The 18,310-nt window shown below is 36.4% G+C and carries 8 protein-coding genes and 1 riboswitch; of the genes, 2 read left to right on the top strand and 6 right to left on the bottom strand.

The window, feature by feature from the left end; translation table 11 throughout:
- Positions 1-54: 54 nt before the first annotated feature.
- Positions 55-152: riboswitch (TPP riboswitch) on the bottom strand.
- Between the two features lie 389 nt (positions 153-541).
- Positions 542-985 carry a thioredoxin family protein gene (locus ACO05S_RS12405; RefSeq protein ID WP_421918325.1) on the bottom strand — a complete coding sequence of 148 codons (444 nt, stop codon included), beginning with the start codon at positions 983-985 and terminating at the stop codon, positions 542-544.
- 107 nt (positions 986-1,092) lie between these two features.
- Positions 1,093-1,455, bottom strand: a complete 363-nt coding sequence (trxA, locus tag ACO05S_RS12400; protein WP_421918324.1) for a thioredoxin — start codon at positions 1,453-1,455, stop codon at positions 1,093-1,095.
- Positions 1,456-1,664: 209 nt separating this feature from the next.
- On the opposite strand from trxA, the gene ACO05S_RS12395 reads away from it, so the two are divergent.
- Together ACO05S_RS12395 and ACO05S_RS12390 are read left to right on the top strand one after the other, a co-directional pair.
- On the top strand, positions 1,665-3,098 hold the full coding sequence (locus ACO05S_RS12395; protein WP_421918323.1) for a CCA tRNA nucleotidyltransferase: 1,434 nt from the start codon (positions 1,665-1,667) through the stop codon (positions 3,096-3,098).
- A 120-nt stretch (positions 3,099-3,218) separates the two neighbouring features.
- Positions 3,219-4,673 carry a monomeric [FeFe] hydrogenase gene (locus ACO05S_RS12390; protein ID WP_421918322.1) on the top strand — a complete coding sequence of 485 codons (1,455 nt, stop codon included), beginning with the start codon at positions 3,219-3,221 and terminating at the stop codon, positions 4,671-4,673.
- 67 nt (positions 4,674-4,740) lie between these two features.
- On the opposite strand, the gene ACO05S_RS12385 is transcribed toward ACO05S_RS12390, so the two are convergent.
- From ACO05S_RS12385 to ACO05S_RS12370, 4 genes are all read right to left on the bottom strand, one after another.
- Entirely contained in the window at positions 4,741-5,793 is a 1,053-nt protein-coding gene (locus ACO05S_RS12385) for an endonuclease (protein ID WP_421918321.1), read from the bottom strand.
- Positions 5,790-7,142 carry a choice-of-anchor Q domain-containing protein gene (locus tag ACO05S_RS12380; RefSeq protein ID WP_421918320.1) on the bottom strand — a complete coding sequence of 451 codons (1,353 nt, stop codon included), beginning with the start codon at positions 7,140-7,142 and terminating at the stop codon, positions 5,790-5,792. The genes ACO05S_RS12385 and ACO05S_RS12380 overlap by 4 nt, the downstream gene beginning before the upstream one ends.
- 87 nt (positions 7,143-7,229) lie before the next feature.
- The gene (locus ACO05S_RS12375; RefSeq protein WP_421918319.1) at positions 7,230-8,291 is read right to left on the bottom strand and encodes a type IX secretion system membrane protein PorP/SprF; all 1,062 of its coding nucleotides are present in this window, start codon (positions 8,289-8,291) and stop codon (positions 7,230-7,232) included.
- Between the two features lie 33 nt (positions 8,292-8,324).
- Entirely contained in the window at positions 8,325-17,870 is a 9,546-nt protein-coding gene (locus tag ACO05S_RS12370) for a gliding motility-associated C-terminal domain-containing protein (RefSeq protein ID WP_421918318.1), read from the bottom strand.
- Positions 17,871-18,310: the final 440 nt, after the last annotated feature.

The following is an 18,310-nucleotide window of genomic DNA, read 5'->3' as shown; positions in this document are numbered from 1 at the left end:
ATTAAAACGTTAATAAAATATTGCAATGAGGTAAGTATAAGATCAGGTAGGCGAAAAGTTAGTTCGCAATTTTCCTACGCCGGCATTACCCGGATCAGGTATAAGGGTATGATCTCAGCCTGTTTTAAAATAAGGCACCCCACTGTGAATTGCGCAAAGATAATCCGAAAACTAAGAAAAACAAAAAAGGCTTGCTTCTTAAATTAGTAAGGGGGTGAATGATTTACATCTTGTAAACACTCACCCCCTTACTAGTTGCTATATTTAACGTGAGTTCGACGTAAAATTCGTTCACAGTTTGATCTGATTTTGAGTAGAAATTTTCTCAAATTTTCGAAGGAATATCGGGATATTTCAAGAAGATCTGAGGAAATTTATGCCGAAAGCAGGCAAACACATAATGGAAAGTTCTCTTTACGACATCTTCACATTAAAAATTCCTCAAAATAGCACGCTATTCTTTCCAAATTTTTAATGCAAATCTATCCCAAATAGAACTTTCTGTGGATAGAATTTTACGTCGAACTCACGTTATTTATAATTACTTTGGTGCTTTTACATCTAAAATATCGTTTATTGCTTTTACAAATGTTTCTTTTGGCAAAGCCCCTTGAGCCATTGTAGGTTTTCCTTCCAAAGGTACAAACAACAAAGATGGAATACTCTTGATCCCAAATGCAGCCGAAACTATAGGAGCCATATCCGTATCTACTTTATAGATTTGAATGGCATTACCATACTCTTTTTGCAACTCCTTTAGAACAGGAGCAAGACGCTTACATGGTCCACACCAATCTGCATAGAAATCAACAATTACGGGCTTATTACCTTCAAATCTCCAATCTCCTCCTTTTGTGTAATCAAATACCTTCTCTTTAAAAGTATCATCATCCAAATGAATAATTTTAAAATCCGAACTTGACTGGGCGTAAGTACCTGTTAATCCAAGCAAGGCCATAAAAAATATCAACATCAACTTTTTCATCTTCCATTTATTTAAGGCATCAAACCATTTATTCTGCTTATTCCATTATCGCAATAAAGCTAATAAGTATATAATTACAAGAGTGTCGTCTTCCCGACCTTAACAAATTATTTAGAATCAACCCCTAAAACTTCGGAAAATGCTTGTTTGAAATTTTCTTTTGACAATGCTCCTTGAGCCATTTGTGGTTGTCCACCTTTAGGAATAAATAACAGCGACGGTATACTCTGAATACCAAACATAGCCGATAACTCCTGCTCTTTTTCTGTATCTATTTTATAAATATCCAGTGCATCTCCATACTCTTCTTTCAATTCATCCAAAATGGGGGCTACCATTTTGCATGGCCCACACCAATCGGCATAAAAATCAACCAAACACGGTTTAGATCCTTCAAATTTCCAATCCTTATTATTCTCGAAATCAAATACTTTTTCTTTGAATGTTTCTTTCGTTAAATATTCTACCATAACTCTACCTAAATTAATTTACTATTTCATATATCTGTAAATCTACATGTTTTTATTTGACAATTAATATACCAAAGTCTATTTTTAAATCAATTTTCAGAATCCATTTAAATAATTGTAATTTTGTCAGCATATTAAAAAGCAGGTCTGTCGTGCACAGATCTGCATATAGTAACAACCTAATTTTAGGTTATCTGATTAATTAAAAAGTGAAAGAACATTTAAAACATCCTATATTTTCAATTATCTCTGATATTGTTACCAACGAAAATCTTGAAAGCTATGTAATTGGAGGCTTTGTTCGAGATATATTCTTAAAACGTGCTTCAAAAGATATTGATGTTGTTGTAATTGGAAGTGGAATAGACTTGGCTCAGAGGGTTGCAGCAAAAGCCGGGAATCCTAAAGTGTCGGTATTTAAAAACTTCGGAACCGCAATGCTTAAGTTTCATGATCTGGAAATTGAGTTTGTTGGAGCCAGAAAAGAATCATACAATCGCAATTCGCGGAAACCTATTGTTGAAAACGGTAATTTGGAAGACGACCAAAAAAGAAGAGACTTTACGATTAATGCACTAGCTTTAAGCCTGCACAAAGATAATTTTGGTGAACTTTTGGATCCTTTTGGTGGGATAGATGATTTGAACAACAAAATCATTAAAACACCTATGGATCCAATAATTACTTTTTCTGATGATCCTTTAAGAATGATGCGCGCCATTCGATTTGCTACCCAACTGAATTTTAAGATTTCGGATGTAACTTTTCAGGCGATTAAAGAAAATAAGGAACGCATACATATCATCTCGAAAGAACGCATTATTGAGGAATTGAACAAGATTGTAATGTCTGCCAAACCTTCAATCGGATTTAAATTGTTAGATGAATGTGGCTTGCTGCAAATTATTTTCCCTGAATTTCACAAGCTGAAGGGAAGAGAAAGTAGAAATGGTATCAGCCATAAAGATAATTTTTATCACACCTTAGAGGTATTGGATCAACTCGTTCCTCATTCAGATAACCTTTGGCTTCGCTGGTCGGCTCTCTTACACGATATCGCAAAACCAAATACCAAAAAATTTGTGAAAGGCATTGGCTGGACCTTTCATGCTCACAACTTTGTTGGTGAAAAAATGGTATCCCGCATTTTTAAGAACCTAAAACTTCCTTTAAATGAGAAGATGAAGTTTGTTCAGAAAATGGTTTTATTGCATATGCGCCCTATTGTTTTGGCGCAAGAGGAAGTAACCGATTCGGCAGTGCGCAGGTTGCTCTTTGATGCCGGAGATGACATTGATGAACTGATGAAACTATGCGAAGCAGATATCACATCAAAAAACGAAGAAAAAGTAAAGCGTTTTCTGGATAACTTCCAATTGGTGCGTCGCAAATTAAAAGAAGTGGAAGAAAAAGATGCCGTTAGAAATTTTCAACCTCCAATTGATGGACAAGAAATTATCGACACCTTTAATTTATCGCCATGCAGAACGATTGGCGATATAAAACTTGCCATTAAAGATGCCATTCTTGATGGGATAATTCCAAACGAAAGAGAGGCAGCCTACCAGTTTATGATAGAAAAAGGAAAAGAGCTGGGCTTAACTCCTGTTATCAATAAAAAAACAAATAGCTTGGATCTCTAACCAAGCTTTTTTTTTGCTGTTGTACAACCTATTCATGTTTAACAGCACTTTATTGAGTCCGCATAATATCTACTTTTGCCGCCAATTTCATATACATACAATCAATAATTATATAAGCAAATGGCATACGTTGATAATACGATGATTATCAGAAGAGATCTGCTATCTAGAATGGCAGAGCTTTTTAATGAAGGAAAATTTAAAGAAGGGCTTGACAGAATTCCTCTTGAAATGGCTCCTCGCAGAAAACAAGATCTGGATCGATGCTGTGTATTCAAGGAGCGTGTTATCATTAAAGAGAAGTTAATTCCACTTTTGGGATTTGATTTGGAAGATGATAGAGACGAACTAAAAACGCTTGCTGATTATGCCGAAGAAGCTTTGAAAAGGAAGGATCCGATCAATAAAATTTTAACGGTGGTTGATGAAGCTTGCACCTCATGTGTAAAGAACTCATATGTAGTAACCAACCTTTGTAAGGGTTGTGTAGCACATCCTTGTATGATGAACTGCCCAAAGAATGCCATTAGCTGGAATGCAAATGGTCAAGCGGAAATCGATCCAAAAACTTGCATTAACTGCGGAATCTGTATGAATGTTTGTCCATATCATTCTATTATTTTCATGCCTGTTCCTTGCGAAAATGCCTGTCCTGTTGGTGCCATCTCAAAAGATACCTACGGAATTGAGCAAATCAACGAAGAGAAATGCATCGATTGTGGCAAATGCATTACTGCTTGTCCTTTCGGTTCAATCATGGAGAATTCTCAGATCGTAGATGTAATGAAATCGATTAAGGATAAAGAAACAGAAACCATTGCCATTGTTGCTCCTGCGATTATTGGGCAGTTTAAATCTACCACTGATACTGTATTGGGAGCAATTAAAAAATTGGGCTTTAATGATGTAATTGAGGTAGCAAAAGGTGCCAACATTACAACGGAAAAGGAAGCTGATGAACTATTGGAAAGATTGGAAAACAAAGCTCCTTTTATGACTACTTCTTGCTGTCCGGCTTATGTTTCGGCAACAAAAAAGCACATTCCCGAGATCGGGAAATATGTTTCAGAAACCAAGAGTCCGATGTATTATGCAGCTGAATTGGCTCGAAAGAAATTCCCGAATGCCAAAATCTTGTTTATTGGACCATGTATTGCGAAACGTCGCGAAGGGATGAAAGATCCGAATGTGGACTATGTTATGACTTTTGAAGAATTAAATGCACTATTTAGTGGCTGGAATATTGAAATTAGTAAAGAGAGCCCTTTGCAGCTTGATAAAAGCATTCTAAACCACGGCAGAGCTTATGCTGCCAGCGGTGGTGTTGCTCAATCGGTTTTGGAAGTTAAGCCCTATGTAAATATCAAGCCCGTTATTATAAATGGTCTGGACAAGAAAAAAATTAAAATGTTAAAAGCATTTGGAAAAACAGGAAAAACAAGCGGAAATTTTATTGAAGTTATGGCCTGCGAAGGTGGATGTATTGCAGGGCCTAGTTCTAACTTCGATCCTAAAACAGGAAGTAAACTTTACGAAAAAAACCTTGCTGCTCTTATTGAAAGTTTGGAAGATTAAAAAACACAGATTTTAAATCCTGTAAAGCCAAGGGTGATTGCAAATTGCCCTTAGGCTTTTATCAGTATCACTTCCTCCAAAAATCAAGGATTACAGGCAAGTGATCACTAAATCCCCCGTGATATCTATAACCAACAAAGGTTCTATAGGGTTTTACACCAAAATAAGTTTCATCTTTTTCCAAAAGGAAATCAGGTGCAAACAAGCTCATTCCATCTTTTTTACAATACAAAAATGCTGATTTATTTAATAAACAGCCTGATACAATGAACTGATCGAGCATTCCCCATTTTCCATGATATTTATGACTGCCAATGCTTCCATTTTTGACAAATTCACTTGCCAGGTTGTACAATTGCTGATCCTTAAATTCACTGGAAATAGATTGGGCGTTTAAGATCTTTTTTATGGTTTGATTCTCAGGATAATCATTAAAATCACCCATAATTAAAATATTTGCCTTTGGTGAATGCAAATAAATTGAATCGACTTTACGTTTAAGAATTTTTGCTGCTAAAATTCGCTTGTGTTCCGATTCCAACTGTCCACCCCATCGCGATGGCCAATGATTCACAAAAACATGTATTGTGTCACTACTATGTAATTTTGCTTTTACATACAGAATTTCTCTGGTTGTTGACACTATTTCTCCTTCATAAACAAGCTGAATAAATGATGAGTCGATGGGCTGAAAAACTTCGGGTTGGTATACCAGAGCTACATCAATTCCTCTTCTGTCAGGCGATTCCTTATGAATAATATTATATCTAATTTTATTGAGGTGTCCGTACTTAAAAATTCCATCGAGTACAAATCGGTTTTCTATTTCACACAAACCAATAATATCAGGAAATTCCCAACCACCGGCAGCCATTATCACTTTGGAAATTCTATTGACTTTCTTCTGATATTTATTCCAATTCCAATGCCTTACTCCATCAGGTAAAAATTCATTGTCTATGGTTAAACTATCATCAAAACAATCAAAACAATTTTCTACATTGTAAAACATGACCCGCAAATCTCCACGCCTATTCTCCTCTCCCCCTTCGAGAATATTTTGAGCAGAAAGTGGTAAGCCAGTTGCAAGAAAACACATCAGAATAAAGCTTAATCTCATTCTTCTGCTTCTTTAAATTCGTATACGCCTAGGTCAGGAGCATCATCCATATTTCTATTGCTGTTTTGTAAATCAAGAGAGAACATTTCTGCAATTGACTTTTTGCCAGCGTCAATACAAGGAGAAGTAGTACTTAAATTAAAATCGAAGTCTTCTTCCGATTTAAACACAGGGTTCTCGTTAAAAATGCAATCAGTAAAAGTTGTTGTAAATTCTTCTTTAAGGGAAACACTCAATTTTAAGAGAGTATTTTCTATTGTGGTTGACATTGCATCGTCAATCCATAATTCGTTGGCTTGTGATCCCCAAACAATGCAATTTCCAATATTAACATTGTGATTTGATGAGTTCAAAACCTGAATAAGAGGAACCGTTCTCACATCAAAACTCCAGGAATTGTATAAAGTGGAATGAAATAATTCTAAATTCCCGCCATCAACCTTTAAACATTCGTCCCCACAATTTGCAATCAACAAATCATGCGCCTTGACACTAACATTTGTTGTCGCAATTCCATTTTGGGTAAAGTTTCTTAGAATTCCATATTCTAGCTCCACCTCGGCAGCATTGCCATGGTAAGTAATTCCATTTATTCCGTCCTGAATGGTAAAATGACTCAAACTATTGTTTTTACTACTCTCATGTATATGAATCCCATTCCACTGTCCTGGAACATTATCATACAACTCCTCTAATCGAGAGCTTCCTAAATAAACTGGATTTAGAAAGCTACCATTAACAATTATATTTCCGTAAACATCAAGACCAGCATTCTTTCTGAAATAAACCTTTGTGCCTTCGTCCAATGCCAAAGAAACATTTTCAGCAACAGAGATTTGATTATTGATTAAATAGGGGCGATTTCCCGTCCAATTTTGAGAATTGGTAATATCATTATCTACCAAAACTACATCTTGTGCCCAAGCGTTTAAAACTACCCCCTGGAGTTTATTATTTACATTAAACACCAGAATATCTTCTAGCAATACTGCATCATCAGAATTATTCGGCTTTAATTCGACCTCCACAAACACAAAAAGACTATCACTTGCACCAATCTCAAAATCAGTAAAATCATTGCCTATAGCACCATTTACGTTTATTCGGAATGCTGAATTGCTATTTTGCAGATAAACATCTTGTAATTGTGCCTTCTTTGAGGATTTATTATATACTTTAAACTGCATTGTTGTAGAACCAAACCCAGTAAAGAGAGTATCAAAAGAAAGTGTATCCATCGAAAAACTTAAACGAAAATCGGTGTCAGTATTCCATCCCTCCTCTTTATTGCAAGCCACAAAACCAATAATCAGTATTATAGAGCAAACACAATAAAATAAATTACGCATAGAATTCTTTTTTAGAATTTTGAAGATAAAAAAAATCCGGCAGTTATGTTTCTGCCGAATCGGAATTTATGCTTTGCTATACAGTGTTTAAAAGAAAATATAATTTTTACTTTGCCTTTTATGTCGTTGAGTTTTGGTCTTGCTGAAGTTTCTGTCGGCTGCTCTTCTTTCTCTAAGCCTATTTTCACGCTTCATTTTATTAGGAATATCAAAGTTAATTCCCAACGTAATCTCATGAGTTCCATTGCTGCTGTCAGCGATCAGGTTATCGGTATAATGATCGTAGGAATATCCAATATAATATTGGTTGTAATTAACACCGATCATTCCAACAATCTGGCTGTTTGTTCGATACGATGCTGCCATCCAAAAATGATTGATATAAAGCTTAATTGAAGCATCGTAATACATATCAGAATCGATGGTTTTTCGAACAATTACAGATGGTTCAAGATCAACCAAATCCATTAAATGAAAAGTATAACCAGCTGTTCCATAAAAATGACGCATCATGATATCATCATTGTAATTATTGTCTCCCATCCGCACCGATGATTGGAATAAATGCACAGCTGAAAACCCAATAAAGTAATCATCATTGTACAGGTAAACTCCGAAATTTGCATCGGGTACATAGCTTACTCTATCTGTACCTGTATAAAGTGGATCATTTATAGGAATGTCTCTTCCGTCGAATTTGTATTGATAAAACAAACCGCCCAAACCAAAAGATAATTTTGTACCTGACTGACCAAGCCGCTTTCTTGTAAGCTGTAAATGATATGCATATGATAATTCTACACCTGTGCGTGATACAGCTCCATATTTGTCGTTAAAGAAATACCCTCCTATTCCAACACCTCTTTGCTTGTTACGACGAGCCAAAGGATTCCCCATAATATTGCAAGTGGTGCACTTGCCTCCTAAATTCTTATTAAAACTTAATGCCTGTGTTTCAGGTGCACCTTCAACTCCAGCCCATTGTTGTCTTAAACTTAATCGCAATGGCGAATACATCCTGCTACCAGCCATAGCCGGATTCAACAAAAATCCATTCTCTACATACTGACTGTAAAGTGGCAACTGCTGTGCGTTTAGATGCATCATACCTAGTAGGAGTATCCCTAAAAAGATTAGCGTTCTCTTCATTAGATTATTCTGGTCTGGTTTTAAAGTTTGTTGTTATCTTAAAATTGTTACGGTTCCCATCAAAGGTTTTTCTTCATCAACTTCAACTGCATAGTAATAAGAACCAATTGGTAATTTCACATTTCCATCATAGCCTTTCCAAGGTTCGCCCTTGTACTCATTTCCGGTTCCATTGAATTTATACACTGCTTTACCCCAACGGTCATAGATAACGATCTTAAGATTTTGTATAAATTCAATTCTCTCAATATCCCAATAATCATTGTAACCATCAGCATTAGGTGTAAATGCCTTTGGAATACGAATTCTTCTTTCGAAAAGATACTCTACAACAATTGTTGAGTCTAATTCACATCCATTCGCATCTATAAGGTTTAGATGATATGTTCCTCTGTCGAGATCTTCATGTGTTGGTGAATTATCCAATGCAATTGCATCGTTAGACCAATTGTAATTGTAGTCTTTTACCCCACCTGCTGCGTTAACATCTATTGCACCATCCATTGCGTCGTAAGTTGTAGGCCTGATAACCTCTATCCCTATAGCTAATGGTTCTGGTTCAAAAATTTCAACCTTCGAAACATCATTACATCCATGTGCATCTGTAACAGACACTTCATATGTGCCGAGTTTTAGGTCTGTTGCCTCCTGAGTATCCTGACCATCCGACCAAATAATGGTATAATCTGGTGTTCCTCCGGAGATATCAGCGAAAGCTCTACCAGTGCCATCTCCATGACAAAGTACATCATCAAAATCATTGATTTCAGCAATCAGCGTATCTGGTTCATTTAATGTGAATGTTCCATTTTTACTACATCCATTGTCATCGGTAACCGTATAGTTGTAAACCCCTTGTGTTATCTCTTCAATTCGCTGGGTAACACTTCCATAGTTGTCCCAGTCTATGATATAAGGCTCGGTTCCTGCTGAAATATCCAATTGAATCCATCCATTTTCTAATCCATAACAAGTTGGTTCTTTGCTGTCTAACACCGAAACAAATAATTCTGTAGGTTCGGTAATTTCAATGTCAATTGTATCCGATATACAATGGTTTGAATCAGTAAAATAAACAGTATATGTACCTGGTGCCAAATGATCTTGATCTTCATCACCAACAGCAACACCGCTACCCGTCCATTCGCATTTATAGCCAGGTGTTCCCCCTTTCGGTTGAATATTGATATAACCATCATCCATTCCAGGGCAAGATATATTCTTGGTAAATACTTCAATATCGAGACTTTCCGGCTCTTTAACATTCACAACTAAAGATTGCTCTTCATATCCGGGATCTCCACCCGAATCATAAACCGTTACTTTATATGTTCCAGCTACTAAACCACTTATATCTTGATCATGACTTCTAAAGTAATTCTCACCCGTCCAGCTAAAAGTAAGGTTGGCAGGATCACTGGCACCATCAACTTCAAGAGCAATGGCACCTTCTGTTCCACCGGGACATTTAATATGAGTGACTGATGTGGTATAAAGTAACAGTTTCGTAGGTTCATGAACTTTTGTAACATCCTCTATTCTGCAGCCATTAGCATCGATTACCGCTACTTCGTAAATTCCCATTTCCAGACCGTTTACAGATATTGTTCCTGTTGAATTATCAACATCGGCATAAGAATAACCATTTGGTCCGGAAATCAAAACAGTATATGGTGCGGTTCCTCCACCAAAATTTGCAGTTACAATTCCATCGCGTTCACCTTCAATACTAATATCATCAGAATCAAGGTTTAGATTCATATCTACTGGCTCAGAAACTAACTGACTGCCTGTAACGAAACAACCTGCAGTTGTAGTCACTGTGTATGTATATAATGCTGGTTCCAAGTTCATTACTTTCTTGGCAGAAGATAGGAATCCGTCACCTAAATCATTTGTCCACTGTATTGTATAATCGCGATTTCCTGCATCAATTGATAATTCGATCTCTCCGTTGGCTGCTTGATAACAACTTACATCTTTATAATTGTCAACACCAACAATAATAGCTTCAGCTGGCAATAATTCATATGTTGCACTTGCCGTATTTCCTCCATCTGTTACGGTAAGTGAATAAGTTCCAGGAGCTAAACTACTTATAGATGATCCACTGGCAGTATAACCCGAAGGACCCGTCCAAGAATAAGTATACGTACCTGATCCTCCTCTTGCTATGGCTTCCAGCTCTCCGTCGGAAGAGCCAACACATCCTATAGGTTTTACTTGATTGATATAGGTGTAAACTTGACCTGGAGATTCTATAATTACAGATTTCTCGACAGTAGTACATCCCGATGCGTCCATTGCCATTACATTATAAACTCCTGCTGCCAAATTTTCAATCAGGTAATAATTTTCATCAAAATTATCTGGACAATTAAAAGTACCACTTGGTCCGGAAACTGTAAAAGTGTATGGCATTGTTCCTTCGAATAGCTCCAATGCCAGAATACCCTCGCTTACTCCGGAAGTTTCGACATGTTGTTCAACGATAACGCCCAGTTGTAAGGGAAGACCAATATCCAAATCGACTGTATCTCTTGCCGTACAATTCTTTTTATCGGTAATCTGTAAAGTATATTCTCCGGATACCAAATTCTCAATGTTTTGATGATATGCTTTATAATCATTCGGCCCTGCCCATGTATAAGAATATCCTTCGTTTCCGCCATAAGGTGTAACATGAATAATTCCGTCTTCCGTTTTTTCACAAGAAGGCAAAATCTTATCAGCAACTATAAATCCAATTTTGTTTGGCTCTGTTACTGTAATTTCTTGCTCCAATATACACCCATGGGCATCAACAATTCTTAATACGTAATTCTCAGGCGCTAAACCCTTGAATATTCCGGTCGTTTCTTCCTTTCCGTCAAGGAAATAGCGGTAATCAGGAGTACCCTGTCCTGCGGCTACAAATATTTCACCCGTATTGTCGCCATGACAATCTGCCGATTCCACAACCAATTGTTCTGCAATCAATTCTGTCGGCTCATACAATTCTTGCTCTGCAGTTGCAGTACATCCTGTTTCATCGGTAACTGTCAGTTGGTAGAGTCCTCCCGCCAATCCAAAAATATTATTATCTGTTGAAGTATATCCATCCGGACCTGACCAAGAGTATGAATAGCTTGGTACACCGCCTGTTATACTTGGAGCAAACTCACCATTTACATCACCATAACATTTCAGATCCAAACCATTCAAATCAAGAAGCATCTCAGGATTTGAATGCAAACTCACATTCTCTTCTAAAGTTTTACAATCATTTCCATCCTGAACGTAAACTTTATAATCACCCGAAAACAATCCTGTAATATTTTCACTCGCCTGTAAATTGTCATCTAAATAATATGACAAGCCTCCTGTTCCACCCGAAGCATTAATTAAAATTTCTCCTTCAGGAATTGTATAACAGGTTAAATCTTTTGTATCGATACTATCTATTAATAATTCATATGCATCAAATACATTTACAATGGTATCGAACTCGCAGCTTTTACTATCGGTAACTGTTACTTGGTATTTTCCTGGTTCAAGATTGAGAGCTGTACTTGTCCAGGTTGGAGCATAATATGAAGATTCTACTGTATTTCCAGAATCGGCAGTCCATACAAAACTATAATTAGGATAATTGCCAGTAGCATTCTCTTTTACTTTAGCAATAATTCTACCATCTCCATTTCCAAAACATCGAACATTTTTGGCAGTAATTTCTAGTGATATTGTTGAAACCTCTCCAAGTAAAACTTCAACAATTGCTTCAATTTTACAATCAGTTCCTGTACCTGTGTTCAAAGCATATATTACATCAACTTTATAAAAACCACTTTCCGAAACTTCAATCACAGCATTTGTTTCACCATCTAAAGCTGTATATGTAGAAACAGTTCCATCAGTACTAAAATACCATTGGAAAGTAGTTGTGCTATTTATTGGAAAGCTTTCAACATTATCAATTACAGCAACACTACTACACCACTCTTGTCTGTCAAAATTTTCTTTAAATGAAGGTGGATCTGTTTCATCATTTCCATCACCATCTGCATCTTCGGTTAATTCTGTAAATCCTGTACTACCATTATTTTCATATTTGTAACGAACCGGATGATCTAATCCCGAACCTGAAGTTCCTTGAATATCAGTCAAAGATGCATTGTAAATTCTTTCGAAAATACCAGACGGTTTATGAATAGTTGCTGGAACACCTGCACTACTTGCTTTCAAAAATACATATGAACAACGAACACCTTCCATTATTAAATCATTAATAACAGTTACCGTTTTCCCTGATTCAATTGTATTGTTCTCATATCCTAAAGTGAATTCCAGATTTGAAAATTCGTTGTTTCCATACACCTTCCCTTCTTCCATAAATCTCACTGAACCAAAATATCCATGTTCAGTATCTGCTGAACTCGTAATATTAATTACCCCGTTGTCTGCAAAATCAACAAATCCAAAATGGACGTCAGCATCAGTTTCACAATAAATCCCTCCTCCATTTACGAAAGTGATTTTAGAATCAGTACTTGTAAAAGTTAAACCTCCCGTGGTATTCATTTTCATGCTCCAAGCTGTAATTGCATCAGAATTTAAAGTTACCAGAGAGCTTGACATATCGAATGATCGAACTGCAGCGGCATTATGTAATGACAATGATTTAAATTCATTTACAGCAAAATCATGTCCTTGAGTTGAAACTGAACCTTCATCAATTTCCAAATTTCCTGATGTAACAAAGCCAGTTTGCCACAGCCAAGTTTGCCCACTTCCAATAAATCGAATATCTCCATCCATTGTTTTATTGGCAAAATCGACAATTTTATTATCTGTTAAGCCATCGCCAATAAATTCAAAAGTTCCTTGCAGGTCTAATGCCATACTTTCGGTTAGATCCATTGAACCACTCATCTGTAGTTTTGCTGTTACTGAAAAATTAGCATCCGGATCAATATCATCATTCCAAGTCATGCTATGACATTTAGCATCAGTTGTAATTTCAACCAATTTACTACCCAAAAATGAAATCGAAGTAAAAAACACATCGTCGTTTAGTGTTGGAACACATCCTTCTTCACTGCCATCCATAGCACGGCTCCAGTTTTCATGATTATTCCAATCATCATCACTGCCATTTCCTGTCCAGTAAAGAGCTATTGGAGCAACCGCGCCATCAATATTCCAGTTACTTGTGTTTCCTAAATCAAAAGAATTGCTTGCTGTGTAAGTGGCTCCTTCGGATGTATCAGCGTGTATGTCTTTTAGTTGAAGAAAATTACCGATTACATTATTGCTGGCTTTAATAAATGTTTCATTTCCAGATCCATCCTTAGTTGAGTGCAAATAAATAGGAGCAAAACAACTACCGTCCACAATTAAACTATCGGTAGTAATCGTTCTGCCTTTTTCAAATTTATACTCAAAACCTCTTGCCAATTCAAGAGTCCCAAAAGAATTCTTTTTACCATTAATTATCCCATCGCCTTCAAATAGCAGGTGCTTTGCATAAACATCCAGTCCTGAGAAACCAGCATCAAGCTTACCGCCTTGCTCAAAAATGATCTCATTTAATCTGATTGACTGAGCCACAGTTCCTGCCAAAATAACATCTGCGTCTTCTTTGAGTCGAATAATACTATTAGTAGTAACTAGCTCAAAGCCCTGCTCCAGGGTAGGATCATTTGCAAAAATATAAATCGAACGGCCTAAAACATCCTCGCTACCATTTACAATTAAACGAGAATCAGCAATATCTAACCCACGAGAATGAATCCCTGTAGGTTGATCAATTGAAGTTAAACTTTTACATTCGAGTAAATTACCATTTGCAATAAGCTTACCATGACGAATAAATAAATCTCCTTCAGTCTGGAAATCCGAATCCATAGTCCATATTCCGCCCTTACCATCAAACTCCACATTGTGAGGGAATGTATAATGAAATGTATTTAATATTTGCGTTTCGGTAGCTCTAAAATAAAAAGTTACCATATCCTCTATTTCAAAATCCACCTCAGAATTTAAAATGAATGAGCCATAAATATATACGCCCGAGATATCAGTATCACCCATTACAAAATTTGGTCGGGCTTTTTCTGACCCGGTCCAATCCATAGTTCTGCATCGAATATCTCCTGCTCCTGTAGACACATTCTGATCGAATCCATCAAATGAATTAACATCAAAGAACACATTGTCTTTTGCTGTTGGAACACAACCATCTGCTGCGCCTCCGGATGTGGTTGACCAATGATTAGGGTCATCCCAATTACCTTCGCCACCCACCCAATACAGATCTTTACCTATTGGTTCATCTTCAAATTTCCAACCTGCAGTATTACCAAGGTCTAATGATGATTTTGCTACAAAAACATTGCTTGGATCAGCATGAATATTCAATAAGTTAACCGAATTAACCTCGATATCAGTAACTCCTGTTTTTGCCTTAAAAAATGCTGCATCCGAATCGGATCCGGAAATATCAATTGTTCCTTCGCAGGCTCCATTTGCAACTAAACCACCTAAAACAAAGGTTTGTCCACTTTCAAAAACATAGGTTTTTCCAACTGCCATTTGAATGCTTTCGGCGGTAAAACTAATTTTTGAATCAGTTGGTTTTCTAAAATATGTATTCCCATTGAAAACCATATTATTAAAACTTACGTCATCGGCATAAATATCGACATAAACATTTCCTGTACTTTCCTGAAAGCTTACATTGTAAAATTCTAAAACTTCATCGCCTGCAGAAACAATGAATGATCCTGCTGTTGCCATCTGAATCTCAGAAGTGCCAGCCTCTAAGGTAAATGAGTTAGCAGATACTTCAAATCTATCTACTCTTAATATAGAGGATCCTAAGTCTAAGGATCGAACATTATCTACTCCGCTAGTTGAATAGAATTCTTTAGCTTCAATTTCGAATCCACTGGTAATAAGTTCACCACGCTCCAAGTTTATGATACCTGTGGTAAGTAAGTTGGTATTAATTTTCCATGAACCGGCTTTCCATGTTCCGTCTTCCTGCTCGTTTCCTACAAAATTTAAATCGCTTAACAACTCAACTGCACCAATACTTACAGACTCGGCAAGTTCAGCTTTAAAATTTATATCTCCTGAAAAGGAATTGTTTCCTGCTGTCATACCAGTCATATCAATACCAGCAAAGATATTTATCTGCTGATCCCCAGAGAATGTCATGCTTGGTGATGCAGTCCAGGTCATGTTGTTACATTCAGCAATTTTGCCTTTTACTGAAATGTTAACATCGTAACTTCCTGTTACTTTATCATCTTCGAAAAACACATTGTCTTTTCGAGTTGGAACACATCCCGTATCCCAGTTATCAGCTTCAAACCAATTGTCGTTTATGGCTCCTGTCCAATAAACATCTCCTCCTAACAAATCGTTAGGGAAAACCCAACCATCATAACCTGAAACTCCAACTGATTCATTGGCTTTTAGATTTCCAGCCATACCTCCAACCACATTCACATCTTCTACTCTAATACGCTGAATGTTTGCCGAGTTCACATCGCTCTCAATAAATGCAATACCGCCATCTCCCTTTAAAGAGATAATTTCGGAACAGGTACCAATTGCATAAAATCCATCACTATCGATAATCTTCTGATTGCTTCCAGCTTGAAACAAATATTCTTTGCCTGCAGCCAAAATCATATTATGATATTGATGATTCCCCGAAATTTTAGCACTCCCATTAAATCTTAACTCATCAAATGTTGGATAATCACTAGCATTGGAATTGGTTAAAAACACTTGATTATCTAAAGGATTAAATAAAACAGCTCCATAATTTATTCCATCGGAGTTGTTATTATAAAACTCTGCACCACTTTGTGTCAAAGTAATTTGCGATCCTGTGCCTATAAAAGTAAAACCACTTCCTTCAACATGCCATGCTTTTAAAACTCCTGCATTTACTTGTAAGTTAGTATTTGTAATGTCTAACTTTCGATACACTCCCGAATTAGACACAAACCTATCGACATCGATGTTTTTTGTTACAGAATTAAGAGTACCCGAATTTAAATTCAGATCATTATCAATTGTAAGATTTGTTCCCAGATTGTAAATTCCTGTTGCTTCAATGCTTAACATTCCCGGCATACTTGCATTTAAAGAGATTGTTCCGCTACCTTTCATTGTAGTTTCTCCATTAAATGTCCATGTCGCTCCACTAGCTTTTAATGATGCATAAATCTCCAAATTCTTATTCCCACTTATGGTTGAGCTTCCTTTAATGTCAAGATCCTTACACTCGGCATCAATATCTATTTCCAATGCAAATCCATCTGGAATTATAGCATTATTATTTCGGGAAGGCACACAAGCCTTATCCCAGTTTAAATGGTTTCCCCATAGGTTATCACCTCCTGCTCCTGTCCATTTATAATCATCAGAAGAAGGATCTCCAAAACTCCAGCCTTTGTTCCCGCCTAAATCATACGAATTGTTGGCTAAGAAATTAGCAGCTGTTCCACTTGCCGTAACATTTTGCACTTTAAGATATTCAAGATCCACCCCTTCGGCGGAAATAAATCCTCCCGAACTTTCTCCGTTTATATTAATGTATGCATAACATCGACCTTTTGCTGTAAACAAAGCCTGAACATCTTGAACACCATCTTTTAAACTATATGAATAGCCTTCGGTAAAAACCAATTCCTGAAAATCGTTTTCACCACCTAAGCTACCATCCTTCTGAAATGTGAGTTTGTTGAAATTTGCCTTTAAACTGGTATTTACAATATTTCCTGAATCCCCAAAAAATACGACATCATAAAAATCTACCTTTTCCGCTCCGGAAATTTCTATATCCGAATCATCAGATAATACATTAATCGTAGAATTGCCTGGATCAATTGAAAGATTATCGGTTTGTAATGCAATTACCGCATTTCCTGATTTACTCAGGTTTATTGTGGCAGAATTCAAAAAAAGTTCTCTGGAACTAGCTGTTTGAGAAATTATACTACCACAATTAATCTCAGCTTCAATACTTAAACTTCCTTGCTGAAATTGAATGTCATTATCGAGAATATCCAAACCCCCAGTAATTCTCCAGCCTCCGTTATTCTCGAAGATGATATCTCCATCGAAAGTATTGCCTCCAAAATCTATTGTATTTCCTTGCGTGCTTGCTCTAAAATACAATGGCCGCTCAAGATCAATAATCATTTGATCGGTGAATGTAACTCCCCCATAAATTACCAAGTAATGCGCCGGATTAGCATCTGTTTTTAAGGTAGGCATGTTCTTTACATTTCCCCAATGCATATTGGCACATCGAGCCACACTGGTAATAATAACTTCTGCACCCGGATCGGGAAATGAAAATTCATCAAAAAACACATTGTCATCTTTATCCGGCAACAAGGCATCCGGATTCACTTTTCCTCCGGGCTGATCACTCCAATGTTGAATATCATTAAAATTACCTGATCCTCCAATCCAATAGAAATCACGTGCTTCGGCATTAAAATAAACAGTATGTAGTAAAATTAATAGTAGTAGTCGTATGCCATATCTTTTCATAAAACCCAGTTTTCTTATCATCCAAACTTGCTAATAGGTTAGATAAAATCAATTATTCTTTCTACAAAAGAACTTCTTGTTTTGACGAAAGAAAAATGAATAAGTTTCAAATTTGGCGAAAATTTTCAACATCTTAATTATGCCACAAACATTATTTCCAAACTACTTTTTATTCATTTTCTGAAGTACGGATCAGCTTCTTTTTCTGAAAAAAAATAAACTAGCATAATCTTAATCAGATCAAACATTTACCAACAAAAAACACAATATCTTTCAATGAACGGCTTTTGTAATTGTACAATAATATTTCTGAATTACAAACAAACTTTTGTTCAAGCTATAATATTATAACGTGAGTTCGACGTAAAATTCGTTCACAGTTTGATCTGATTTTAGTATAAATTTTCTCAAATTTTCGAAGGAATATCGGGATATTTCAAGAAGATTTGAGGAAATTTATG

Origin of the sequence: Marinifilum sp., assembly GCF_965230805.1 — a bacterium.
GTDB lineage: Bacteria > Bacteroidota > Bacteroidia > Bacteroidales > Marinifilaceae > Marinifilum.
This window is presented reverse-complemented; position numbering and strand designations above follow the sequence as displayed.

Coding starts and splice junctions, on each gene's coding strand:
- ACO05S_RS12405 (WP_421918325.1), bottom strand. CDS start 985: ATGAAAAAGTTGATGTTGATATTTTTTATGGCCTTGCTTGGATTAACA.
- ACO05S_RS12370 (WP_421918318.1), bottom strand. CDS start 17,870: ATGATAAGAAAACTGGGTTTTATGAAAAGATATGGCATACGACTACTA.
- trxA (WP_421918324.1), bottom strand. CDS start 1,455: ATGGTAGAATATTTAACGAAAGAAACATTCAAAGAAAAAGTATTTGAT.
- ACO05S_RS12390 (WP_421918322.1), top strand. CDS start 3,219: ATGGCATACGTTGATAATACGATGATTATCAGAAGAGATCTGCTATCT.
- ACO05S_RS12380 (WP_421918320.1), bottom strand. CDS start 7,142: ATGCGTAATTTATTTTATTGTGTTTGCTCTATAATACTGATTATTGGT.
- ACO05S_RS12385 (WP_421918321.1), bottom strand. CDS start 5,793: ATGAGATTAAGCTTTATTCTGATGTGTTTTCTTGCAACTGGCTTACCA.
- ACO05S_RS12375 (WP_421918319.1), bottom strand. CDS start 8,291: ATGAAGAGAACGCTAATCTTTTTAGGGATACTCCTACTAGGTATGATG.